Annotated in this window: 19 protein-coding genes, 1 tRNA gene and 1 pseudogene; 8 read left to right on the top strand and 13 right to left on the bottom strand. The window is 41.3% G+C overall.

Annotated features, from left to right (window positions below):
* Positions 1-111: 111 nt before the first annotated feature.
* Positions 112-1074 (bottom strand): site-specific integrase, encoded by a 963-nt coding sequence (locus IR173_RS06365; RefSeq protein WP_449580077.1) that lies wholly within the window; start codon positions 1072-1074, stop codon positions 112-114.
* Between the two features lie 123 nt (positions 1075-1197).
* Positions 1198-1377, bottom strand: a pseudogene (locus IR173_RS18300) (Arm DNA-binding domain-containing protein); the annotation flags it as partial.
* 125 nt (positions 1378-1502) lie between these two features.
* Here IR173_RS18300 and ruvB point away from each other — a divergent pair.
* From ruvB to IR173_RS06345, 4 genes are read left to right on the top strand one after another with little or no spacing between them, the layout of a single operon-like run.
* Positions 1503-2531 (top strand): Holliday junction branch migration DNA helicase RuvB, encoded by a 1029-nt coding sequence (gene ruvB / locus IR173_RS06360; RefSeq protein ID WP_237038831.1) that lies wholly within the window; start codon positions 1503-1505, stop codon positions 2529-2531.
* 3 nt (positions 2532-2534) lie between these two features.
* Entirely contained in the window at positions 2535-3977 is a 1443-nt protein-coding gene (locus IR173_RS06355; protein WP_237038830.1) for a lipopolysaccharide biosynthesis protein, read from the top strand.
* 2 nt (positions 3978-3979) lie between these two features.
* Positions 3980-5356, top strand: a complete 1377-nt coding sequence (locus IR173_RS06350; protein WP_237038829.1) for a TIGR00341 family protein — start codon at positions 3980-3982, stop codon at positions 5354-5356.
* A gap of 31 nt (positions 5357-5387) precedes the next feature.
* On the top strand, positions 5388-7514 hold the full coding sequence (locus IR173_RS06345) for a S46 family peptidase (RefSeq protein ID WP_237038828.1): 2127 nt from the start codon (positions 5388-5390) through the stop codon (positions 7512-7514).
* 91 nt (positions 7515-7605) lie between these two features.
* Here the strand turns inward: IR173_RS06345 and IR173_RS06340 are convergent, their stop codons facing one another.
* From IR173_RS06340 to IR173_RS06290, 11 genes are all read right to left on the bottom strand, one after another.
* A complete protein-coding gene (locus IR173_RS06340) occupies positions 7606-9495 on the bottom strand; it encodes a DEAD/DEAH box helicase (RefSeq protein WP_237038827.1) in 1890 nt (629 codons plus the stop codon).
* A 231-nt stretch (positions 9496-9726) separates the two neighbouring features.
* Positions 9727-9939, bottom strand: a complete 213-nt coding sequence (locus IR173_RS06335; RefSeq protein WP_237038826.1) for a helix-turn-helix domain-containing protein — start codon at positions 9937-9939, stop codon at positions 9727-9729.
* 24 nt (positions 9940-9963) lie between these two features.
* Positions 9964-10566 (bottom strand): DUF2975 domain-containing protein, encoded by a 603-nt coding sequence (locus tag IR173_RS06330; protein WP_237038825.1) that lies wholly within the window; start codon positions 10564-10566, stop codon positions 9964-9966.
* A gap of 16 nt (positions 10567-10582) precedes the next feature.
* On the bottom strand, positions 10583-11074 hold the full coding sequence (locus IR173_RS06325; protein ID WP_237038824.1) for a DUF2975 domain-containing protein: 492 nt from the start codon (positions 11072-11074) through the stop codon (positions 10583-10585).
* 13 nt (positions 11075-11087) lie between these two features.
* A complete protein-coding gene (locus IR173_RS06320) occupies positions 11088-11723 on the bottom strand; it encodes a DUF2975 domain-containing protein (protein ID WP_237038823.1) in 636 nt (211 codons plus the stop codon).
* Between the two features lie 20 nt (positions 11724-11743).
* The gene (locus IR173_RS06315) at positions 11744-12577 is read right to left on the bottom strand and encodes a CPBP family intramembrane glutamic endopeptidase (protein WP_237038822.1); all 834 of its coding nucleotides are present in this window, start codon (positions 12575-12577) and stop codon (positions 11744-11746) included.
* Positions 12578-12599: 22 nt separating this feature from the next.
* Positions 12600-14495 carry a S9 family peptidase gene (locus IR173_RS06310; RefSeq protein WP_237038821.1) on the bottom strand — a complete coding sequence of 632 codons (1896 nt, stop codon included), beginning with the start codon at positions 14493-14495 and terminating at the stop codon, positions 12600-12602.
* Positions 14496-14652: 157 nt separating this feature from the next.
* A complete protein-coding gene (locus IR173_RS06305) occupies positions 14653-15078 on the bottom strand; it encodes a DUF3836 domain-containing protein (protein ID WP_237038820.1) in 426 nt (141 codons plus the stop codon).
* Between the two features lie 331 nt (positions 15079-15409).
* The gene (locus IR173_RS06300) at positions 15410-16330 is read right to left on the bottom strand and encodes a bifunctional riboflavin kinase/FAD synthetase (RefSeq protein ID WP_237038819.1); all 921 of its coding nucleotides are present in this window, start codon (positions 16328-16330) and stop codon (positions 15410-15412) included.
* Entirely contained in the window at positions 16330-16944 is a 615-nt protein-coding gene (locus tag IR173_RS06295) for an HAD family hydrolase (protein ID WP_237038818.1), read from the bottom strand. The genes IR173_RS06300 and IR173_RS06295 overlap by 1 nt, the downstream gene beginning before the upstream one ends.
* 25 nt (positions 16945-16969) lie before the next feature.
* Positions 16970-19600: a calcium-translocating P-type ATPase, PMCA-type gene (locus IR173_RS06290; protein ID WP_237038817.1), complete on the bottom strand. Its 2631-nt coding sequence runs from the start codon at positions 19598-19600 to the stop codon at positions 16970-16972.
* A gap of 158 nt (positions 19601-19758) precedes the next feature.
* On the opposite strand from IR173_RS06290, the gene IR173_RS06285 reads away from it, so the two are divergent.
* The 4 genes from IR173_RS06285 (at position 19759) to IR173_RS06270 (ending at position 24106) form a co-directional block, all read left to right on the top strand.
* A tRNA-Ile gene (locus IR173_RS06285) sits at positions 19759-19832 on the top strand.
* Between the two features lie 141 nt (positions 19833-19973).
* A complete protein-coding gene (locus IR173_RS06280; RefSeq protein ID WP_237038816.1) occupies positions 19974-21242 on the top strand; it encodes a phage integrase SAM-like domain-containing protein in 1269 nt (422 codons plus the stop codon).
* A 76-nt stretch (positions 21243-21318) separates the two neighbouring features.
* The gene (locus IR173_RS06275) at positions 21319-22131 is read left to right on the top strand and encodes a hypothetical protein (RefSeq protein ID WP_237038815.1); all 813 of its coding nucleotides are present in this window, start codon (positions 21319-21321) and stop codon (positions 22129-22131) included.
* Positions 22132-22897: 766 nt separating this feature from the next.
* Positions 22898-24106, top strand: a complete 1209-nt coding sequence (locus tag IR173_RS06270) for a hypothetical protein (RefSeq protein ID WP_237038814.1) — start codon at positions 22898-22900, stop codon at positions 24104-24106.
* Positions 24107-24126 lie beyond the last annotated feature (20 nt).

The following is a 24126-nucleotide window of genomic DNA, read 5'->3' as shown; positions in this document are numbered from 1 at the left end:
GAGAGGTAGGTAGTATTCGTGCCGGATACTACCTAGTATTTGTAATATTCTGTATATCAGAATAGTAGAAAATGGGCTTAATGTAGTGGGGTCCCATAAGGGACCCTTTTATTATTTATAATTTATAGTTAGGTCAGGTAAACTATCGACAGCTTTTTGCTTCAGCTCATCTATTATGTGTACATACTTTTCGGTGTGCCTGGTCGTTGAGTGACCGGCAAGGGAAGCAGCAGTTTTAATGTTGGCTCCATTGGCCATGATATTTGTGATAAAAGAGTGGCGGGCACAATGGAAGGTGATATGCTTTCGTATATTGGCATCTAATACCCATTTACGAAGAATTCTGATTGTATATGAGTAGGAGGGAAGTGAGAAAACCAAGTCCTCCCTGTCCCCAGTACGTTTCTGTAAAAGTTTGAGAGCCGTGTGGTTTAAGTTCAAGTGAAGAATGGCACTTTTGGAATGCGTTTGCACTTTCTGTTGTATGATGGTTAATCTTTTTGCCGGAAAGTCAACATCCTTATATCGCAATTGATACACATCGCACCAACGTAATCCACAATAACATGAAAAAAGAAATGCTCGCTTTACTTCATTATTTGAGCAAGAAGTAACGGCTAACTTCTGTATCTCTTTTAATGTCAGTATCTCCTTTGTTACTTCATCAAATTGTGATAGTCGTATCCCATTAGTAGGATTATGAGAAATTAACTTCTTTTCAACACATTTATTGATGCACATTCTGAATTTCTTGAAATAGCCAATAGGGGTATTGCCACGGAGTTTAGATCTTAAATAGTCGAGAAAATCTACACAAAATTCCTTTGTTATTTTGTTGATTGGTAAGATTTTCTTTTTATTAAAGGTGCGTAAATGGAGGATGGTCGATTTTACCATCTTCTTATCTTTTTTATAATAAGTGCTCAGGTATTCATTCATGATGCGGAAAAAGTCCGGCCCATTACTAGGTGCTTCGGGCAGAATATCCTCAAATGTTTCCGCTGTTTTATTTAAGGCATATTCGACAGACAGGAATTCAAGCTCCTTTTTGGCTCGGATTTGTTTAGCAATCAATATTTTATTCTTGTTCTCCGCTCTGGCTTCCNCATTACTAGGTGCTTCGGGCAGAATATCCTCAAATGTTTCCGCTGTTTTATTTAAGGCATATTCGACAGACAGGAATTCAAGCTCCTTTTTGGCTCGGATTTGTTTAGCAATCAATATTTTATTCTTGTTCTCCGCTCTGGCTTCCGGTGTAACAGGCGGCTCCAGAATAATGCCTAAATACTCCTTACGACGCTTGCCGTTGTGACTGTAATTTAAATAAAGGGAAACTTTTCCCTTGTTTAATTGTTTCTTACCTAGTGTAACTCCCATAACAATTAATTATTTAGACAATAATGAAATTATATAAAGGACGGATGAGGGACTGAAAATGAATTCCTCAATCTTTCTTTCTATTATAATAATATCTTTTGTACCTTTGTGCGAGAAACAAAAAGATGGAAGAGAATTTTGATATACGTGAGCATCAGCTCACAAGTAGAGAACGTGATTTTGAGAATGCCTTACGCCCATTAAATTTTTCTGACTTTAGTGGACAAGATAAGGTAGTGGATAATTTACGTATATTTGTCAAAGCCGCTCGCTTGCGGGCTGAGGCGCTCGACCATGTTTTATTGCATGGTCCTCCGGGGTTAGGAAAAACAACATTAAGTAATATCATTGCAAATGAATTGGGCGTAGGTTTTAAGGTTACTTCCGGACCGGTACTTGACAAACCCGGTGACTTGGCAGGAGTTTTGACCAGTCTGGAATCTAACGATGTCCTGTTTATTGACGAGATTCATCGGCTCAGTCCTGTTGTGGAAGAATATCTTTATTCGGCCATGGAGGATTATCGTATTGATATCATGATAGACAAGGGACCGTCTGCGCGGAGTATCCAGTTGGACTTGAATCCTTTCACATTGGTAGGGGCAACGACTCGTAGTGGATTGCTGACAGCACCTCTTCGTGCCCGTTTCGGCATAAACCTCCATTTGGAATATTACGATGATGATGTGTTGACTGCCATTATCCGCCGTTCGGCAAAAATATTGAATGTGCCTTGTGATACACAGGCGGCGGGTGAGATTGCTTCCCGCAGTCGTGGAACTCCTCGTATTGCGAATGCACTCCTTAGGCGTGTACGGGATTTTGCGCAAGTTAAAGGCTCTGGTAGAATTGATATAGAGATAGCCCGGTTTGCATTGGAGGCTTTGAATATTGACCGCTATGGGCTTGATGAGATAGATAACAAGATTTTATGTACTATTATTGATAAGTTCAAAGGGGGGCCGGTAGGTTTGACTACTATTGCCACTGCTTTGGGAGAAGACCCCGGTACCATTGAGGAAGTTTATGAACCTTTCTTAATAAAAGAAGGTTTCTTGAAACGTACTCCTCGCGGACGAGAAGTGACAGAGCTCGCCTACATACATTTGGGTCGGAGTATCTACAATAGTCAGAAGACACTATTTGACGATTAAAATATGGCCGGATTAAAATCATTAGCCAAAGACACCGCAATATATGGCGTGAGCAGTATTGTGGGGCGATTCTTAAATTATCTGCTGGTGCCCATTTATGCGGCAGCTATGTCTGCGGCATCAGGAGGTTATGGGGTGGTAACCGAAGTATATGCTTGGACTGCTTTACTGATGGTAATTTTAACCTATGGCATGGAAACTACTTTTTTTCGTTTTGTCAATAAAGAAACGGAAAATCCCGAGCGTGTGTATTCCACTGTTCTCTTTATGGTGGGAAGTACTTCTTTGCTGTTTGCTGCTTTGTGCATGATATTTCTTCATCCTATTGCCGGTATGATGGGATATGCCGACCATCCTTGGTATATCGGTATGATGGCATTGGTTATTGCGATGGATGCGTTTCAGTGTATTCCGTTTGCTTATTTACGTTATAAGAAGCGTCCGATACGTTTTGCCGGCTTGAAACTTCTTTTCATCTTGCTCAATATCATTCTGAATCTAGTTTATTATGTGGTGATGAAGGGGAGTGATGTTTTCTATGCTTTTTTCTTCAATTTGATATGTACCTCGGTTATTATGTTATTGATGGTCCCATATCTGAAATTTGGCGGAGGCTTTGACAAGCCATTGGCGAGACGGATGCTGATATATTCATATCCTATTCTGATACTGGGAGTGGCAGGCATCCTGAATCAAGTGGCAGATAAAATAATTTTCCGTCATATATATCCCGATAAGGTGGAGGCTAAGACTCAGCTTGCCATCTATGGTGCTTGCAGTAAGATTGCTATGATTATGGCAATGCTCACTCAGGCATTCCGTTATGCTTATGAACCTTTTGTATTTGGAAAGAGCCGAGATAAGGACAGCAAGATTATCTATGCACAAGCAATGAAGTACTTTGTTATTTTCACATTACTGGCTTTTTTGGCTGTCATGTTCTATTTGGATATATTGAAGTATATTCTTGCCCCCGATTATTGGATAGGATTGCGTGTAGTGCCTATTGTGATGGCGGCTGAAATCTTTATGGGTATTTTCTTCAATCTTTCATTTTGGTACAAACTGATTGACGAGACCAAGTGGGGGGCCTATTTTTCGTTTGCCGGTTGTGTTGTCTTGATTTTGATTAATGTGATTTTTGTTCCCATATACAGTTATATGGCATGTGCTTGGGCTGGATTTGCCGGTTATGCAGTAGCTATGTTGCTTTCTTATTTTGTGGGGCAGAAAAAGTATCCCATTGATTATGATTTGAAAGCGATAGGTAAATACGTTGTATTGGCACTTATACTTTTTGGTATATCGGAAGCCCTTCCCTTCCAAAACATTTTTTTGTTATTGTCTGTTCGTACAGTGTTGTTGCTACTGTTTGTAGCCTACATTGTGAAAGTAGACTTTCCGCTGCATCAGATTCCTGTTATTAATCGGTTTATAAAGAAATAATTATGGCTGACATTAAAGGTAAGTTAAAGAATGATTTGAAGAATATGCCTTATATCAGGCAGTTTCTTCATGAATATTTTGATTTGGGCAAAGATAAGGATAACGAATCCTTAACCGTCGAATCTATCCGTAATGGAGTAGAGTTTAAAGGTACTAACCTGTGGATTTTGATATTTGCTATTTTCATTGCGTCTTTGGGGTTGAATGTCAATTCTACTGCAGTGATTATCGGTGCCATGTTGATATCTCCTTTAATGGGCCCTATCATGGGAGTGGGGTTGGCAATCGGACAGAATGATTTCGAACTGTTGAAGCGGTCGTTGAAGAGTTATCTGATAGCGACTGTTTTCAGTGTTATTACTGCTACTTTATATTTTTCGCTTACTCCATTGGATGAAGTGCAATCAGAATTGCTGGCACGAACCTCGCCCACCATTTATGATGTTTTGATAGCTTTGTGTGGTGGGCTGGCAGGTATTATTGCACTTTCCACTAAGGAAAAAGGAAATGTAATTCCCGGTGTAGCCATCGCTACTGCATTGATGCCTCCTTTGTGTACTGCCGGTTTCGGACTGGCAACAGGAAACCTGCTTTATTTCTTAGGTGCTTTCTATTTATATTTTATCAATTCGGTATTTATAAGTTTGGCAACTTTTATTGGAGTGCGTGTGATGCGTTTTCAGCGAAAAGCGTTTGTGGATAAAGAGCGTGAGAAACTGGTTAAGAAGTATATCGTTATCATTACTTTAGCCACCATGTGTCCGGCGATATACCTGACATATGGGATTGTGAAGAATACCATCTATACGGCATCTGCTAATAATTTTATTAGTGAAGAATTGAATTTTCCCGATACGCAGGTTATTGACCGTAAGATTTCGTTCGAGAATAAGGAAATTCGTGTTGTACTGATTGGTAATGAAGTTCCGGCAGCAGAAATTGCTGCTGCAAAAGATAACCTGAAGCATTATAATCTGGCCGGTACAAAACTTATCGTGATGCAGGGAATGAATAATGAGGCTATGGATATCGGAAGTTTGAAGGCTCAAGTAATGGAAGATTTCTATAAGAACAGCGAGAAGCGTCTGTTGGAACAACAGAATAAGATACATGAATTGGAAAATGAATTGAAAGTCTATGCCGCCTATAATGCCGTAGACAAGAAAATTATCCCCGAACTGAAAGTTCTTTATCCGTCGGCAGAAACTATTGCAATGGCTAAAACGGTGGAACTTTCTGTTGATTCGACACGTATGGATACATTGACTTTGGTCTTGATGAAATTTGCAAAGCATCCCAACGAGAAGGAACAGGAAAAGATAACCGAATGGTTGAAAGCTCGTGTAGGAGCTAAGAAACTGAAGTTGGTGATAGAATAAGAAACAGAACACTAAACAAAACACTCATGTCATGAAGAAACTACTGATATTGCTTGTATTTCTACCTATATATATATGGGGTAGTGAGGGTATGTGGCTTCCTTGTTGTCTAAGTAAACAGACTCAGCAGGTGATGAAAGAAATGGGATTGAATCTTACTCCACTGCAGTTGTATAATCCCGGTGGCGCTGCACTTTCCAATGCTGTAGTCAGTTTTGGAGGCTTCTGTTCCGGTGTGGTTGTTTCGCCGGATGGGTTGGTGTTTACCAATCATCATTGCGGTTTTGATGCCATTCAGCAACACAGCACGGTGAAGCATGACTACCTGCGTGATGGTTTTGTGGCTGATTCATTGTCGGACGAACTTCCCAATCCTGACTTATTTGTCAGTTTCCTTATTCGTACCGAAGATGTGACAGAGCGCATTTTACAAGCTTTGCCACAAGATGTGAGCGAAGACGACCGTTCCTTGATTGTAGATTCTCTTTCTACGTTGATTGCTGACGAGGCAGTTAAAAATGATACCTTACTGCGTGCAGTCGTTTCTTCTTTCTATGCCGGCAATGAATTCTATCTGTCTGTGTATAAGGACTATTATGATGTTCGCTTAGTCTATGCTCCTCCTTCTTCAGTTGGAAAGTTTGGGGGAGATACCGATAACTGGGTTTGGCCGAGGCACACCGGAGACTTTTCTGTTTTCCGTATCTATGCTGATGCTCATAACGAGCCGGCAGTTTATTCCAAAGACAATGTTCCTTATCATCCCGATTATTATGCGCCTATTTCCTTGGCGGGTTATAAGGAAGGTTCTTTCTGTATGACGATGGGATATCCGGGGACCACCAGCCGTTATCTATCTTCTTATGGCGTGGAAGAACGCATGAATGCCGATAACATGGCAAGAATAGATGTTCGTACTATCAAACAGGCTATTTGGAAAGATGCTATGGAGAAAAGTGATGCCATTCGTATAAAATATGCTTCGAAGTATGCTCAAAGTGCTAACTATTGGAAGAATAGCATTGGGATGAATCAGTCTATTAAAGAACTGAATATAATCGAGAAGAAACGTAGGTTGGAACATCAATTGGCGAAATGGATTCGTCGGAAGCCGGAAGAACGGAACAAGTATGCCCAGGTATTGACGGAATTGGAGAACAGTTATCGCAATCGTTATAAGAACGCTCGTGCAATGGCTTACTTCGGTGAATGTTTTGCCAATGGTCCCGAGTTGGTTACTGCGGCATGGTCTGTCTTGAACTTTGATTTTGAAGCGGAACAGTCGGTGTTGGAAGAGAGGGTGCGTCAATTGTTGGAGCTTTATGTCAATATTGACTTGGACATTGATAAGAAAGTCTTTGTGGCCATGCTTAAAGAATATGCGGCAGTAGTAGAGCCGGAGAGCCTCTCGGAAACTTATGCTACTATAGAAAAGGAGTTCAAAGGTGATTATCAGGCGTATGTGGACGATTTATACAGTCGGACAGAATTGGATACACCCCGCGGATTTGAACGTGTAGTAAAAAAGGATAGCACTTATGTTCTTTTTGAAGACCCTGCCATTTCATTTGTTATTGATATGTTGGTGAAATCTTACGAACTGAGTGCGGCTGCAGATGATGATAATATGAAAATAGAGAAAAATGAGCGCTTGCTTAATGAGGCTGTGCGTGAGATGGAATCGGATAAGGATTTCTATCCGGATGCTAACTCGACTATGCGTCTTAGTTTCGGAATGATTGGAGGATACTCGCCGAAAGATGCATTGGAATATACTTATTATACAACAACGAAGGGAATCTTTGATAAAATCAGGGAATATAAAGGGGATAGTGATTTTGAGGTTATTCCGTCCATCGTTGATTTGCTGGAGCGTGGAGATTTCGGGCGTTATGCCACAAAAGATGGGAATATGAATGTCTGCTTTATTTCCGATAACGATATTACTGGGGGAAATTCCGGTAGTGGAATGTTTAATGGGAATGGAGAACTGATAGGATTGGCTTTTGATGGCAACTGGGAAGCAATGAGCAGTGATATTATTTATGAACCCAACTTACAGCGTTGCATCGGGGTGGATATTCGCTATGTGCTTTATATGATTGAGAAATATGGGAAATCCACGCGCTTGATTGAGGAATTGAAATTGGTGGAATAATCACTGCTTTTTAGAAAGAAGGTGTGTTAAAATGATAGATTGTTCTCATTTTAACACACCTCAATAAAAATATAATTTTAGGCTGTCAATCTTATTTCTTCGGCTTTCTGCGCGCCCATCCTTCTTCATCGAAGTTTGGTTCTTCGCCTTTCAGACTTTTATTTTTGCTTTTGCCTTTTCCTTTTGTATCATTGTTGAAGAACTGTTTCCAATCATCCTTCTTGGGACCACGGGCTTCAGAGTATCCGCGTTCCTCACGGCTGGGCCTCGTATTTTTTTTCTTGGCAATTTCTTTCTTGCCTGCACCGCTTTTATCGCTTTTGCCGTTATTCTCACCGGCTACTTCAACAATAACCTTACGTCCGTTCAAGTTTACTTTATTGAGCGCGTTGATAACATCATTTGCCTGTTTCTCAGCCACTTCAAAGAAAGAAAAGTTTTGCATCAGGTCTATTCTTCCGATGGTTGTACGTTGCTTCTTCATATTGCGGTTAATCAACTCAATAATCTGATTGGCATAGAAACCGTCTGTTTTTCCTAAGTTTAGGAAAAGGCGTGTATATCCTTTTTCCGCTTTGCGTTCAGTCTTTTCGCGTGAACTGCCATAGTCTTTTCGCTCTTTAGGTTCACGTTCGCTACGACGGTCACTTGTGCTCGGTGTTTCAATTTCGGGTGCATTACTGTAATAGTCCAAAAAGCGGTTGAACTCCATAGAAACTACGCGCTTTATCAAATCTTCCTTCGAGAGCCATTCCAGTTTGCGGTAAATGCCCGGCAAGAAAGACTCGATTTCTTCCTCGTTTACTTTTACCTTTTCGATGTCATCAATCAGTTTGATAAGCTGTTGCTCACAAATTTGCTTACCGGTAGGCATTTCGCCTATTATAAATTTCTTGTTGATGATACGTTCTATTTCACGCATCTTTCCTCTTTCGCGTAAGTTGATGATAGCGATAGAGATACCTGTTTTTCCGGCACGTCCGGTACGTCCGCTTCGGTGAGTATAACTTTCGGTGTCATCGGGCAAACCATAGTTAATGACGTGTGTCAGGTCATTAACGTCCAGTCCGCGGGCAGCCACGTCAGTAGCCACCAATAGCTGCAGATGGCGCTGGCGGAATTTTTGCATCACCAAGTCACGCTGTGCCTGACTCAGTTCGCCATGCAGTGAATCGGCATTATAACCGTCCTGTATCAATTTATCGGCAATTTCTTGTGTTTCCTTACGGGTGCGACAGAAGATGATACCGTAAATTTGCGGATAATAATCGGCTATGCGTTTCAGTGCTGCATATTTATCTTTGGCGTGCACCACATAAGCAATGTGGTTTACGTTTTTGCTTCCTTCGTTTTTGGTTCCGATGGTGATTTCTTTTGCATTACGCAAGTATTGCTTGGAGATGCGTGATATTTCGGGGCTCATAGTGGCCGAGAACATCAGTGTATTTCGGTCTTCGGGAACTTTTTCAAGGATAGAGTTGATGCTGTCGGTGAAACCCATATTCAGCATTTCGTCCGCTTCATCCATTACTACATTGCCGATGGTATCTAGTTTGGCCACTTTCCGTTCCATCAGGTCAATAAGTCGTCCGGGAGTTGCAACAATAATGTGCACTCCGCTTTTGAGCATGCGTATTTGGCTTTCGATGGATGAACCGCCGTATACGGGAAGGACTTTCAGTCCGTCAATATACTTGGAGTAATCATTCAGGTCGCCTGCGATTTGCAAGCACAGTTCGCGTGTGGGGCAAAGAATTAACGCTTGCGGTACGCGGTTTTTTACATTAATTTTCTGGATTAGCGGCAGACCAAATGCGGCTGTTTTTCCAGTCCCTGTTTGTGCTAGGGCCACTACATCGTTTCCTTCACCGAGTAAATACGGTATAACTTCTTCTTGTACAGGCATCGGGTTTTCATAACCCATTTCTTCTATTGCTTTCCTGATTTCGGGGGAAACGCCTAACTCTTCAAATGTCTTCATTTATTTCAAATATCTAATTCGTTACAAAGATACGGATAATCATGGGATTATACGGTATATATGAAATATTTGTTTGACTGGATAGTACAATTTATAGAAAATTGACTAAAAGATGCCTGAGAGAATAATAAAGGACTGCCTAAGGCAATCCTTTATTCCTTCCCACTGTAAGAGTAATGAGGGGGCAGGTATGAGAGAATTTATATTAGAGTGTCTGTGTTGCCTGTTAGGTTATTCATCCTCCTCACGATACTCCAGAATATCTCCGGGCTGGCAGTCTAATTCTTTGCAGATGGCTTCCAGTGTAGAGAAGCGGATAGCTTTTGCTTTCCCGGTTTTCAGGATAGAGAGGTTGGCCGGGGTGAGATCAATCTTCTCGGCCAGTTCTCCCAGCGAAATCTTTCGTTTCGCCATCATTACGTCTAAGTTTACTATTATAGGCATAGTCCAGGTTTTAATTATTCGTTTTTAAATGGTTAGGTCCTGCTCTTCCTTTATCTTCACTGCCTGTACAAAGATTTCTATCAGCAGAACAATAATGAACAGTTCTGTCCATGGGTATTTCAATGAGAAATTGCTGAACTCATAACCTGTATATGCCAATTCATGGATGGCTTGCGAGTAGGTGATATAATTCAGCAATTCGAATATGGCTGATAAGGTTATCATGGGATAGATGAAGAACCGGAGTCTGCGGCTGTTCTTCTGTGTCAGAATCTCTCCTTTGCTTACAGATATCAGCATACGTGCCAGGCAATAATAGCCATACAGTGCCAGCAATGCTATTAGGCTGGCAGGTATACTCAAAAAAGAAAGGACAGTATTGGACTTGATAAAGGATTTTACTTCCTTTATCTGAGCAGGTACTTTGCGCTGTAAGGCCTCATTGAAGATGCTGTCTGTGGCAGCATCCTCAGTCGGATGGACGGAGAAAGTATAGGATTCTGCTCCGGGAACAGGAATGTTGTCCGCTGCGTTCCATCCGTCAATGAATCCGGGAATGAAATCGTTGATGGTACTGACCAAGAGAATCAGCACGACCAATATTCCGAGCAAACGTATTGTTTTCATTGTTTTCCGGTATGAGTTAAATGGTTAATTCTTGTTCTTCTTTCATGCGGATGCCTATTTGGAACAGATATCCGATAAAAATGATGAATACCCCAATGAGGACATATATCATATAAGTCTGTCTTGGGTTTGTTACGGGAGCGAACTCATTCAGGATGGCTTGCAGAATCCCGTTAAACTCGATGATAAGGCCGATATAATATATTAGATTGGCGTTAGCTCTTACAAATACCAGATTACGTTTTACATTGCGAAGCATCAGATAGATGAAAACGCTGCATACAGCCATGGATAATAGAGTGATGCCTTGCGGAAATACTTGCCGGATAAATTGTTCGGATGCTCCTGCTTTTCCGGCATCAATGGCAGCCCGGTTAGCTCCCAACTCGAAACACAACATTGCGTTTTGAAAGATAGGAATGAAGGTGCAACAGAAACAGATGATAGTGAGGCAAGTCATAATCAGCTTCATTTCTTTTAAGGAGTGTTCTTTGTTCTTTTCTTTCATGGTCGTTCTGTATTTAAATGGTTAGGTCTTGCTCTTCTTTCATTTTCAGACCGATGGCAAACACTTCGGCAATGACGAATGCCAGTACACCAAGCAGAAGGCTGGAGTGTGAGAAGGGATTGAGCCAATTATAAGAATAACCGGATATCTTCAATGTTTGCGAAAGCTGCCAGGTATGTATGTAAGAACTGGTCAGGGTAGCGGCGAATGTAATTATCAGATAGAGTCCCAGTCTGCGCAGCAATTTTACATTTGTCCAGCAGAAGATATCCGAACGGTTGATGTTACGGATGAACTTGATGAACTGCAGGACGGCTTTGATACCGAATATGATAAGAATGAAACTTAGAAGAGTGCCGGTGAAGGATAGCCAGATGGGTGTATCGGCATCGACCGCTACCATGGACTGTATCTGCCATGTCGGTACATTCTTTCCGGTCATCTCATTGTATATAGAGTCGGAAGTAGTGGTCAGGTTATCCGGGAGCAACATTAGCGGATGCATATTGTTTATGGCCCCTGTTTTATTTTCTATACCTGCTTTTCCTCCTTCGATGGCTCCCCATATCATGGCATAGATATTTTCGGACAGAGAAAGCAGCAGGACGGCAAATACCATTGCACAGAGCAGATTCAGTTTCTTTTTCATTGTTATATTTTGTTATTGGATTAATTATTTTGTGTACCGGTTTCTGTTGTAGAGGTGGGTTCAGACACTTCTGCCGGCCATTGGGCGGGTTTTACTTCTTTTCTGAACAGGAAGAGAGTAAGGCAGAAGATGGCAATTCCCATCATACCGAGTGTATGGACGGTAGTGGTACTTCCGAAGATATCAGTCAGGGTATCCTTCTCCTCAAAAACATTCATTAGTATCAGTGACAGGGTATTGTTGATAAAATGAAGAATGATGGACGGAAGCAGACTGCCGGTGCGATAATAAAGTTCGCCCAAGATGATACCGAACAGAAAGGCAAAAAGCATCTGTGCCGGATTCATGTGTATCAATCCGAAGATAAGGGCTGACACGAGGATGGCCCAACGAGGGTTTCTCCATTTGCGCAGCAAGTATCCTTCGATGGCACCGCGGAAAAATATTTCTTCAAAGATGGGTGCGACAATACATACACTCAAAATGCCGAATACATTGTTTTTCATCTGTGCGAAGATGTTTTCGGCTATATTGGGAAGATGGGCCATCTCGCTCAGCCAGTTCATCCATATAATGGCGGCGACTCCCATCGCAATGTAAAGGCAAGTAGATTTGAAAGGCAGGGACGCAAGAGTCTGTTTGTCCAGTTTTACATATTTATAATGTATCAGATGCCATGCCATGAGCAAGGTGCCTAGCAATGAAAGGATAATGCCCAGAGAAGTAGGGGCGTTATGCAGGTCGAAACTTTGCGTTTCAAAGCATTTCCATATTGTGTATCCGAACATTCCCGGAATAGTTGCTGCCAACTGATAAGCAAAATAGTAAAGTATTAATTTAATCGTGCGTCCCATATTAATTTGATTTTTATGATTATTATTTCTTTAAATGATTACTCAGGAATTTATCCATAGCGCGATAGAAATCGAATTTATTCTCTTCGTTATGAAAACCGTGTCCTTCGTTGTCTTTCACCATATATTCTACTTCTATACCGCGTTTTTTCAATGCTTCTACCATTTGGTCGGATTCAGCCTTGTTCACGCGCGGGTCATTGGCTCCTTGTGCCACAAACAGTGGAGCTTTAATTTTATCTACGTGGAATACCGGAGAGTATTTTTCCATCATTTCTTTGTCTTTCACCGGATCGCCTACCATTTCATACATCATATCCAGTAATGGTTTCCAGTAAGGAGGAATGGTCTGCATAAAAGTGAGCAGGTTCGATATACCTACATAGTCAATGGCACATGCATAAAGGTCGGGGGTGAAAGTGACGCCTGCCAGTGTAGCATAGCCACCATAGCTTCCACCATAGATTGCTATTCGTTTAGGATTGGCAATGCCTTTATCAATTAACCATTTTACTCCGTCGGTTATGTCATCCTGCATGGTTTGTCCCCATTGTTTATAACCCAATTCGGTGAATTTGCGTCCGTAGCCGGTAGAACCGCGGAAATTCATCTGCAATACGGCATAACCGCGTTCGGCAAGGAATTGTACTTCAGGATTATATCCCCAGGTATCACGTGCCCATGGACCTCCGTGAGGGTTAACCACTACCGGCAGGTTCTTTGCAGTTTCCATTGTATAGCCTTTCGGCAGGGTGAGATAGCCTTCGATGGTCAGTCCGTCACGGCTGGTGTAGGTGATAGGATTCATCGGGACCATTTCATCTTCTTTAATCCAGGGAGCTACATCGGCCACCTTTGTCAGCTTGTCTTCTTTCACATTATAAGTGTAGTAAGTGCCATACGTGCGGTCACTGCCGGCATAAATCATACGGATATTCTCGCTTTTGTCTTCGCTGGCAGTTTCAATATCATATCCTGCAAGTTTCTTTTCCAGTTTGGCACGGATAGCTTCTTCATCTTTATCAAAATAATGGCGGATAGTACCTTTGTGGCCGGTGCAGGAAACTGCAATCAGTTTCTTTTTTAGTTCTGAATAACTGAGTCTTGAAATGTCATATTTATCATTGGTGTACAGCACTTCTTTTTCTTCACAATTGGCGGGATCCATCAAAACAAGGGCTGTCTTGTCACGACCGATATTTGTGAGGGCATACACCATTTTGTTATCGGGAGCAAAGGTTACAAAGTCTACTGTTTCCTTAAAGTTGGTAGTCAGTACCGGGCGGAAAGGTTGGTCTTCGGTTTCACGATAAAGGATTTGGGTATTTACTCCGTCCACGATAGCGTAAGCGACACGCAATTTTCCATCATGGTCGGTTTGCCAGCCTTGGATGTTTCCGGGATTTTCTGCCAACATGGTTAATTCACCTGTGTTCAGGTTTAAACGGTATGGATCGAATACTTGAGGATTGCGTTTGTTCAGACCGACAATGACCAGTGAGTCGATATTTTCCAATTTATCGATGAGCTGAGTTCCTACTTTGGGAAATGCTGTGTATGCTTTTGCATCTGTACCATCAAGGTTGACTCCGTAAAGTTGGTAGTTTTCATCTCCTCCCGTATCCTTAATATATAAGATGCGATGACCATTCGCCCACATACTTCCGGCAATGTCACGTGACGTTTCCGAGGTGATACGGGTCGCCTTGTCTGAGCCGATTTCTTGTATGAATAAGTTCAGGCGGTTCTCGTACGGGGCCATGTATGAGAAGTATTTGCCATCCGGAGAAATTTGGAATGCTACTTTCTCCGGATTTTTAAAGAAATCTTCCAAAGGAACTTGTGCATTAGCTTTAGAAGCGAAGCCAATAGTTACTAATAAAGTAGCTATGGCAAAAATGCGTTTGAATGTTTTCATCTTCATGTATTTTAAAGTTGTTATTTTTATCAGTTTATTATTTATCAACATGTATGCTTTGCAATACTTAGTGCGATTCCGGACCAAAATCCGATGGTAAAGCAAAACATAAATACTTTTACCCGGAGATTTATACCTGTTGTTTTCTTCGTTTCCATTACTTTTTGTTTTGTGTGTCGGCCAGCAAATTTATGTTACTGTCTTCACGGTAAATACTTTGTTGTTTGTTGCTGTTAAAGGCACTTTCTTTGGCGTTCCATTCAGCGTAATTCAGTTTCGTTTCAGATGCTCCGGGAGTTACAGTAAGAAGATAAGCCGGCTTCCATATTTCGCGGTAAGCATCCCAACGATATGCTTTCTTTTCAATCACTTGTCCTGTTTCATTGTGTTTGTACTCATACTTCACTTTGCGTGTTAATGTTTTGCCGTCTTCATTTAGTGTGTACACTGTTGTGTTTGTGTCGTCTTGACAATAAATGTACTTCGTGTTTTCTGTTGTTTGTGCGTGTGCTGTTGTTGTACAACTCATCATTACTGCTGCAATTGCTGCTACTAAACCTGATTTTAATACTGACTTTTTCATTTTACTTTGTGTTTTATATTTATACTTGTGTTTGTTTTTCGATATTCATTTATCGTTTATCGATATGCAAATGTACATGTTATTTTTATACTACCAAAGGAAAACGAGAAAAATTTATCGAAATTCGATAAAAATATATCTTTTTTCGTGGTTTTGGGGGGAGGAGTGGATAAAGAAGCGGTTTTTATGCAAAAAAAGGCTTAGAGGTTTTCTCTAAACAATGGAGATAGTTTTTGCAAACAATGGAAACAACCTTCGCAAACAATGCCCATTGTTTGGGGTAAGGGATGCTGGTAAATATACTGCCTTGTACAATGAGACAGGAATAATTTTATAGCAGCACTTTTGCCGCTTCTTCTCTGTCTTTATGCATTTGGCGGATGAGCGCTTCGATATTATCGTATTTTTCTTCAGGGCGGAGATACTTTACGAATTCAATGCGTATCTCTTTGTGATAGATATTATCCGAAAAATGAAGGATATTCACTTCAATACTCAAATCTTTTCCATTATTAATAGTAGGACGGTGACCTATATTCAACATCCCTGCCCATTTTTTACCTTCTATATATACATATACAGCATATACTCCCTCGGAAGGAATGAGTTTTTCGGGATAATCTACTTTTAGGTTTGCGGTAGGAAAACCTATCTTACGACCGACTTTATAACCGTCGACGACAGTCCCGTCTAAATAATAATTGTATCCTAAGAACTGGGAGGCGCGGTTTACATCTCCTTCTTTTAGCAATTGGCGGATAACGGAAGAGCTGATTTTATCTTCACCATCGGTATAGGCGCGCGCGCGTACTATATATATACCGAGTTCTTCACCATAGCGGCGATAATCTTCAAAACTTTCACTCCGGTTGTGACCGAAGCGGTGGTCATAACCGATTACCAGTATATGGATATTGAATCGGTCACGTAACAACTGCATGAACTCGCGTGCGGAAAGCAATGATAAATCATGCGTAAAGGGAAGAAGGATGCAATAATCAGCGCCTGTCGTTTCCAGCAATTCCAGTTTCTCTTGGGGAGAGGAGAGGAGCTGGGGGCAATAGGAGGTTTGTATCACCTGTCTGGGATGTACCGGAAAGGTGACTAACGCAGAACATAATCCTTCCTTTGCGGCCATTTCCTTTACTTGACCAATGAGGAAACGATGTCCGCGATGCACCCCATCAAAAAAGCCGATGGTGGCAACCGATGGGGAAAGGGTTGGATGGTTTATGCCTGATATAATTTTCATTATTCGAATAATAAACTTAAATCTTCGCCGATGCGGTAGTGGTGAGTTTGAATGCCAAGTGCCGCGGCTGCCCGGCAGTTGGCTTCCGAATCGTCTATAAAGAACGTCTCCTCGGGAAGAATGTTTGCCTCCTTCATTACTTTCTCATAGATAGCCTTATCTGGTTTGGCTAAATGCATTTTGAAAGAGAGAAACGTGTCTTCAAAGAAGTCATCTGCACGAAAGCCCCGGTAGTTGAACATTTCTTCGCCGGCATAATTCCAATGAATCTGGTTAGTATTGCTAAGCAGGTAAACCATATAGCGTTCGCGTAGTTCCAACAGTAATTCCAGCTTTTCGCGGGGAATATTCAGCAACATCAGGTTCCACATATCATCTATCTTGCGGTCGGTCAACGATTCGTCAGCCTCTCTGCGGATAGCGTTTCTAAACTCTTCGGGAGAAATTTCTCCCAATTCAAACCGGGAAAACACTCCGTTGCCTTGCATTTGGCGAACTTGTTCTTCTATGTCGGCGAATCCTGCAGTGCGAAATGCATTCAGGCAACTATCAAAATCAAGGTTAACCAATACCCCGCCTAAATCGAAAATAACATTCTTAATTTTACTGTCCATAACTCTTTATGCTCTTTTACCTAATTTACTTTGTTGCTTGCAACCGTTTTATCAGTCGGTAAATTTCACCTGCCACCAACACTAAAGAGGTAGCGGCGATGATTATAATCCATTCGGTCAGACTCAGCGGCACGGTGCGGAATACTTTTCCTCCGAATTCGACAATGAATATCTGGCCTATCAATATGATAACCGCTACACTAAGCATGCCCAGTGCATGGCGTGAATCTTTAAATACAGAATGATTGGTTCCGAAAACGCTGGCATTGAATAGGTTCCAAAACTGAAGCATCACGAAAATGGTGAAGAAACAAGTAAGAGCCCACTCTGTTTGTGAGGCAGGAAGCTGCCTGATACCTACGATGAGTGACATCAGGATGACCAAAAATGCAAGTCCTACGCTTAATATATTGTTGCGCATGGCCTTGGTGATGATAAAGTCATTGGTTTTGCGCGGTTTCTCGTTCATGACATCGGGGCTGGGTGGTATGGAGGCCAGTGCCATGGCTGCAAAAGTATCCATAATGAGGTTTACCCATAACATTTGAGTGACAGTCAGCGGAAGCTCAGTGCCTAGGAAAGCGCCGAGCAATACACTTGCCAATGCCACTACATTGATTGTCAGCTGGAAGACGATGAAACGCTGAATGTTTTTGTAGAGCGAACGTCCCCACATGACGGCAGTGGCGATACTGTGGAAAGAATCATCCAGCAATGTAATATCACTGGCTTCTTTTGCTACGGAAGTTCCCGTTCCCATCGAGAGACCCACTTGTGCGTGGTTGAGGGCGGGAGCATCGTTGGTTCCGTCACCGGTAACGGCAACTACTGCACCTTTTTGCTGGAGCAACTGCACCAAGCGTTGCTTGTCCATCGGGCGGGCACGGCTCATCACTTTCAAGTCAAGTACACGGTCGAGTGCTTCTTCGTCGCTCAAGGCGGCAAATTCCACTCCTGTGATTCGGTTGCGTTCCGTGTCTTCAGGCTTCCATAATCCTATCTGACGAGCAATCTCGGTAGCAGTACCCGGAGTGTCGCCGGTTACAATCTTCACACCGATACCGGCTGACTGACATTTGCCGACTGCCTCGGGCACATCGGGACGAATGGGGTCACTGATGGCGAAGATACCGAGAAAATCCATTCCGCCTTCGTTCACCAATTCGGCACAATCCTCTCCGGTTCCTTCGGGGATATATTTATAAGCCAATCCTAAAGTACGCATGGCCTTGTTTTGGTAGGCCAGCAGGTCAGCGTTATACTGTGCAATGGCATCAGGGCTCAGGTTACATTTGCCCATTATAATTTCGGGTGCACCTTTTATATATAACACTCTTTTTTGCTGGATGGGAGAGTCGACCAGAGTAGCCATATATTTACGTTCGGTGGAGAATGTGAGCTGGTTGACGACTGTTGCTTTTTCGCGCAGTTCCATATAATTCTTTCCCTGCTCGTTAAGCCATAACAACAAGGCGATTTCAGTAGGGTTTCCTACACCGGAAGGTTTCTTTCCGGTCTCTGCCTCTTCCAGAAAAGCCGTAGAATTGGCACTGATGCCTTCTGCTATCAAGTCTGCTTTGGAAGCGTCGAGCTTTGCTTCATGCACTTGCATCAGGTTTTGTGTCAGAGTGCCGGTTTTGTCTGTACAGATGACGGTGATGGCACCCATTGTTTCGCAGGCATGCATCTTGCGGACAAGGTTATTTGTCTTCAGCATACGGCGCATGTTCAGTGCAAGGCTGAGTGTGACACTCATCGGCAAGCCTTCGGGGACGGCAACCACTATTAGTGTAACGGCCATCATGAAGTATTTTAAAACAATACGTGCGATATGCATCCATTGCTGCCAACCGGTTATTTCATTCATACTCAAATATCCGTAAAGGTCTTTGGCTGTGAAGACAATAAAGGTCAGCGTGGCAATGGTAAATCCGATTTTGCCGATAAAATCGGCTAATTTTGTTAATTGAATATTCAAGGGAGTCTGTTCTTGACTCTGTTCGGTCGCTTGGCGAGCCACTTTGCCGATTTCTGTCGCATCGCCTACGTGCTCTACGCGCATCATGCCGTGACCGTCCACTACTGTAGTCCCACGCATGACGGTGTTACTGGGATAAGTGGCCTCGTCATCGAACAATTCTTCATTGACAGTTTTGTTCACCATTAATTCTCCAGTCAGATTGGATTCATTAATCTGCATAGAAATGGCTTCCAACAAGATGCCGTCTGCCGGCACTTCTTCACCGGTATTTAATATGACAATATCTCCCACGACGATATCTTTACGCGGAATCTCTTGTATTTTGCCGTTGCGTATGACCGTGACGGGAGTTTCTTCACCTACAGCATTTAGCAAATCAAATTTCTTGTTTGCATCATATTCAAAATAGAATCCGATGCCTGTCGCCAAAAATATAGCGAAGAATATTCCGATTGTTTCGGCATATTCATCTTCGATAACAGCTATGACCAGCGAAAAGAATGCTGCAACGAGAAGGATGCGTATCACCGGGTCGCGGAACTTTTCGAGATAAAGTTTCCACATAGAAGGGCGTTTGGGGGGTGTCAGGAGATTCATTCCGAATTTCTCCCTACTTTCAAGAACTTCTTTATTTGTCAACCCTGTCAGGGCTGTTTCTTGTTTTGTATGTGCCATACGGCTATTCTCAATTAATTAGTGGAGCACAAAAGTACAATTTAAATCCTTACGAATAAGTGAATTAAATCTTTTTATCAAATTTTGGGTTCGATTCTTTGCAAATCTCAGAGAAATGTTCTACTTTTGCACCTGCTAAGGAGAAATCCACATAGCTCGGACTTGTAGCTCAGTTGGTTAGAGCAACAGACTCATAATCTGGAGGTCCCTGGTTCAAGCCCAGGCTGGTCCACAAACTAAAAGGCTGATTCCTAACGGAATACAGCCTTTTTTGTTTGCAGACCCTCCAGATATGAATCTGTTGCTCTTGGTTGATTTAGCCCTATTTTAAGCAAATGTTGACTGATTGTTGACTAATTAAAATGGAGCTAATATGCTGACTATTAAAGCCGAGATTAAAAGGAGTGAATTAAAAGTTGACGGAACATATAACGTCAAGATTAGATTCACATTAGACCGTAAGGTAAAACGCTTGTCCACTAACTTGTTTGTAACTCAACAAGACCTAACCAAATCCCTCAAATTTAAAGAGGACACTTCCATTAAGAGAGAAATAGACAGGCTTGTTCTCTATTACAGGGAACAATGTCTAAAGTTGCAATTAGACCGTAATCATTATTCGTTGGACGAGATAGTTGAGTTCTTGAATGGAGAACAGGAGAAACAGCAGACCATTGACTTTATAAAGTTCAGTCGTGAGTGGATAGCTTCTGCCACTATTAAAGGTGCGCCCAATTACACTACTGCCGTCAATGCCTTAGTACGATTTGTTGGTAAAGAAGAATTGGATATAAATCTTATCACCTTAGACTTCTTGGAACAGTTCAAAGCATTTTTAATTGGAGAACGTGATGCACGTACCAAGAAACTGATACAGCAGGGTAAGCGTGTTACTTCTAATCGTACCCTCTCCCTCTACTTGATAAGCATTAAGAAGCTGTTCAATGAAGCCAAACGTAAGTACAATAAGAAAGACAAGAACCTCATTCTTATTCCTAACTCACCTTTTGAGGACTTCAAGATACCTAAACAGGAAGCTACACGTAAGAGAGCCATTCCAGCAGACATCATTAAAAAGGTGTGGAAGCTGCCTTATAAAGACATGAAGAAAGGATATAAGTCCACCTGCCGTTATAACTTGGCTAAAGATTGTTTCATTCTCTCATTCTGCCTTATGGGAATCAATTCAGCAGACCTTTACAATGCTACTGAAATGAGAGGGAACACTATTATCTATAACAGAACTAAGACCAAAGCTCGCAGATTGGATGGTGCAAAAATGATGGTAGATATTCCTAAGATAGTGCAACCTCTTATTGATAAGTACAAAGATAGCACAGGCAAACGTCTGTTCAACTTCTATCAATACTATGGGGATGAAAAGACTTTTAATAAAGCTATCAATTGCGGTCTAAAAGAGATTGGAGCAATATTAGAAGTAGATGATTTGGAATACTATGCAGCCCGGCACTCATGGGCTACTATCGCTCTCAACAAAGTAGGCATAGACAAATACATTGTTCACGCGGCTTTGAACCACATAGACGATTCCATGAAAGTGACCGACATCTATATTGAACGAGACTTCGTTAATGAGAACAAGGCTAATACTAAGGTTGTGAAGTACGTGTTTGGTAAGTAAGCTAATAATTCCCCACTTGTAGCAATGCAGGTGGGGATTATTTTTTTAATTTTGCTTTCCATATAAAAATAAGACCATGCTTGAAGTAACATTTGACATACCAACTATAAAGAAGCTATACCAAGAACTGAACAGATGTTTTGGCTTTACCTATGACGACATATCCAACGAACTGACCCAAGTCTATGCTAAGAAAGTCTTCAATCTAACACCAGAAGAAAAAGAACTTGCCAATCAGTGTAAATCAGACGATGGTTATGGTGTGGATGCGGTAAAGTTTGCATTGGCTACCAATGAAAACATAGCAATGGCAGTTCCAGACAACTTTAATCCTAAAACAATCGTGGAATCGTATGCACCGAAACTTCATAATGAAGAATTGGCTTCATGTGCATTACTATTCATGGCTGCACTTCTATATAGGGACAGGATAACAGAAGTCCCCATATCAGAGGGAGAATATGACGATATGCAATATCAGCAATATATCCATGAAGTCAGACCAGATATGCTAAAGCTATACATTGCCCTCAATCAGCCTAAGCAGAAAAACGGGAAAGACTTCAATACTGATATAAAGATTGCAGCAGGTGGTAATTCTCCAATACTTATCAATAATAAGGACAGCTGGTTGGAGAACAGGCTGAATGAATACCTGCACCAATATTTAGGAGTAGATAATTTAGAGGAAGTTCAAAAGGAATTAGACTTCATCTATGGGAACAAGACAGTAGGCAATAAGAAAATTGACCCCATTCAGTCACTTTATATATGGGGAACATATCAGTTGCTCCAGAACACACATTTAAAATCAACTAAAGAAAAAGTACCAACAAGACCACAAGCCAATTTAATAGAATCCTATCTTAGGGTTATTAAAACTGATTAAGACGGATGATGTTGATACGGACGCAAATAATATCAGAAGCAGACTGAAATATTTTCTGAATAGATATGATACGGTAAAAGCCCTGTTGGACTACAGGACATTCAGACTATCACCTTATAATATAGGTGGAACTAAATTTTGGTAAATCCGACTTCCCTTATATAAAAAGGCAGCTCTTACGATGGTAAAGAACTGCCTTTTTTTTGGCTCAATTATTATTAATCCAGCCCCATCCCAATATTCTACCTTTGCAACGCTTTCAGAAAGCTGACAGGCACGTTGCCGCAGACTATTCACTGAAAGGTTTATTTTATATGGAAAAACATGCAATAACCACAAAGCAAGTGGCGAAGGATAGTTTTCAAGCTCTTTTGAAAATAAGTTATTAAGTAGAAGACATTTCTGATGACCCTAAGGTTCTTAGAGCTGTAATAGGTAATTTGATGAATTACTATGGATGTTCTCCTGAAAATGCTGTAGATGGATTCCTGTCTGATATAGAACTGGAGCTATCTTCCATTAGAAGCAGATTAGAAGAAGCTGCCTCAAATATACAACGGGAACAAAATGCAACAAAGTAAATTCCTTACAAAGGAATCTTTCGCAAAGGGAGATTCCTTTGGTAAAAAACTCACTTAAACATACAGCTATTCTTTACCAATTCGCCACAAGAGAACATCATAACTTTGCAGCGTAATCAGATAACCAAGTGTACATAGGTTTGATGGTTACAAAATCAGTAATAACAAATTAAAAAATTAAAACTATGAGTAATTCAGTAAATACAACAGTAGAGATGGTAAATAATGAAATGAAATCTTTAAACCAAGATGACAATATGGAAGAAGTAAGAATGACATCAGCAGAGATTAAACTGCAAGCAGTGGGAGAAGCCCGCCAGACATTGATAAAAGCCAAGAGCGTGCTTGAAGCTAACAAGGATGCAGAAGCCAATATCAAGAAGTCCGCACAAGTCAATGTAGGCAGAGCTGAAACTGCATATCTTGAAACACTTAAAATGGTGGAACTGCCAACCGCTAAAATAGAATTGTGGAATGAAGTTGCCAACACAGATGAGCAGATAATCTTCACTAAAGAACAAAAGGAAATCATCATCGCCACATCTGTTTACAGCATGGCAGTAAGCAAGGTAAACATCGAATGTGGAAAGGACTTGATAACCAATAAGAACTTTGATAAAGTTCCTCTCTATATCACGGAAGCCACCCTGTTTTACAACGCGGACATTGAGTTGAAAGACCTTAACGGGAACATCATACCTAAAGATACTCCCAATGTTTACGTTCCTGTTGATAATGCAAACGGATATTGGCAATGGGCAAGCTACCACGAACACAACCTCAATGCCATAGTCAAGGATGACACCAAGCTGACCATAGAGAATGTAAGAATCAAGGAATTTAAATCATTGAAAGAGTTTGGCGAATACAGAGGAGTGAACAATGTGTTGAGCAGAGGTTTCAATGGATTAGAGAAAGCTGGTAACGCAGCATTAGCCACACAGCAGGAATTCTTTAAAAAGGTGTTCCAAAAGGCATTGGAACTGAAAGCCAATATCAGCGTAATCACCAAATATTATAATTCTGGCAAGACACTAAGTTTGAAAGTCTGGAACAGTGCCATGCAGGGAGTTTGTGAAGCCAAACTTGCAGAATATGACTTGAATGTAGGAGATGAGATTATTAAAACTTTAGGTGACATGAAGATTTCTAAAGACACTATCAGACATCGTTATATGATTGATGCAATCACCCAACTTGCCAACTACGCACCGAATGGAGAAGACAAGAAGATTGGATTAGATGAAGTGCTTAACACCATAAAGGCATTGAATGAGAACAGCATTAAAATTATAAATGAAGTAAAGTCAGACCATGTGAACACTATTTATTCTGAAATGCTCACTCAATATCTAAAGAATCAAGGAATAATTAAGGAAGAACAGGCGGCATAAACCATCAACAATAAAGCCCA

It is taken from the genome of Phocaeicola faecalis, from assembly GCF_021730445.1.
In the GTDB taxonomy this organism is placed as follows: Bacteria; Bacteroidota; Bacteroidia; order Bacteroidales; family Bacteroidaceae; genus Phocaeicola; species Phocaeicola faecalis.
Note: the sequence above shows the minus strand (reverse complement) of the source record. Positions and strands in the feature narration are given on the sequence as shown.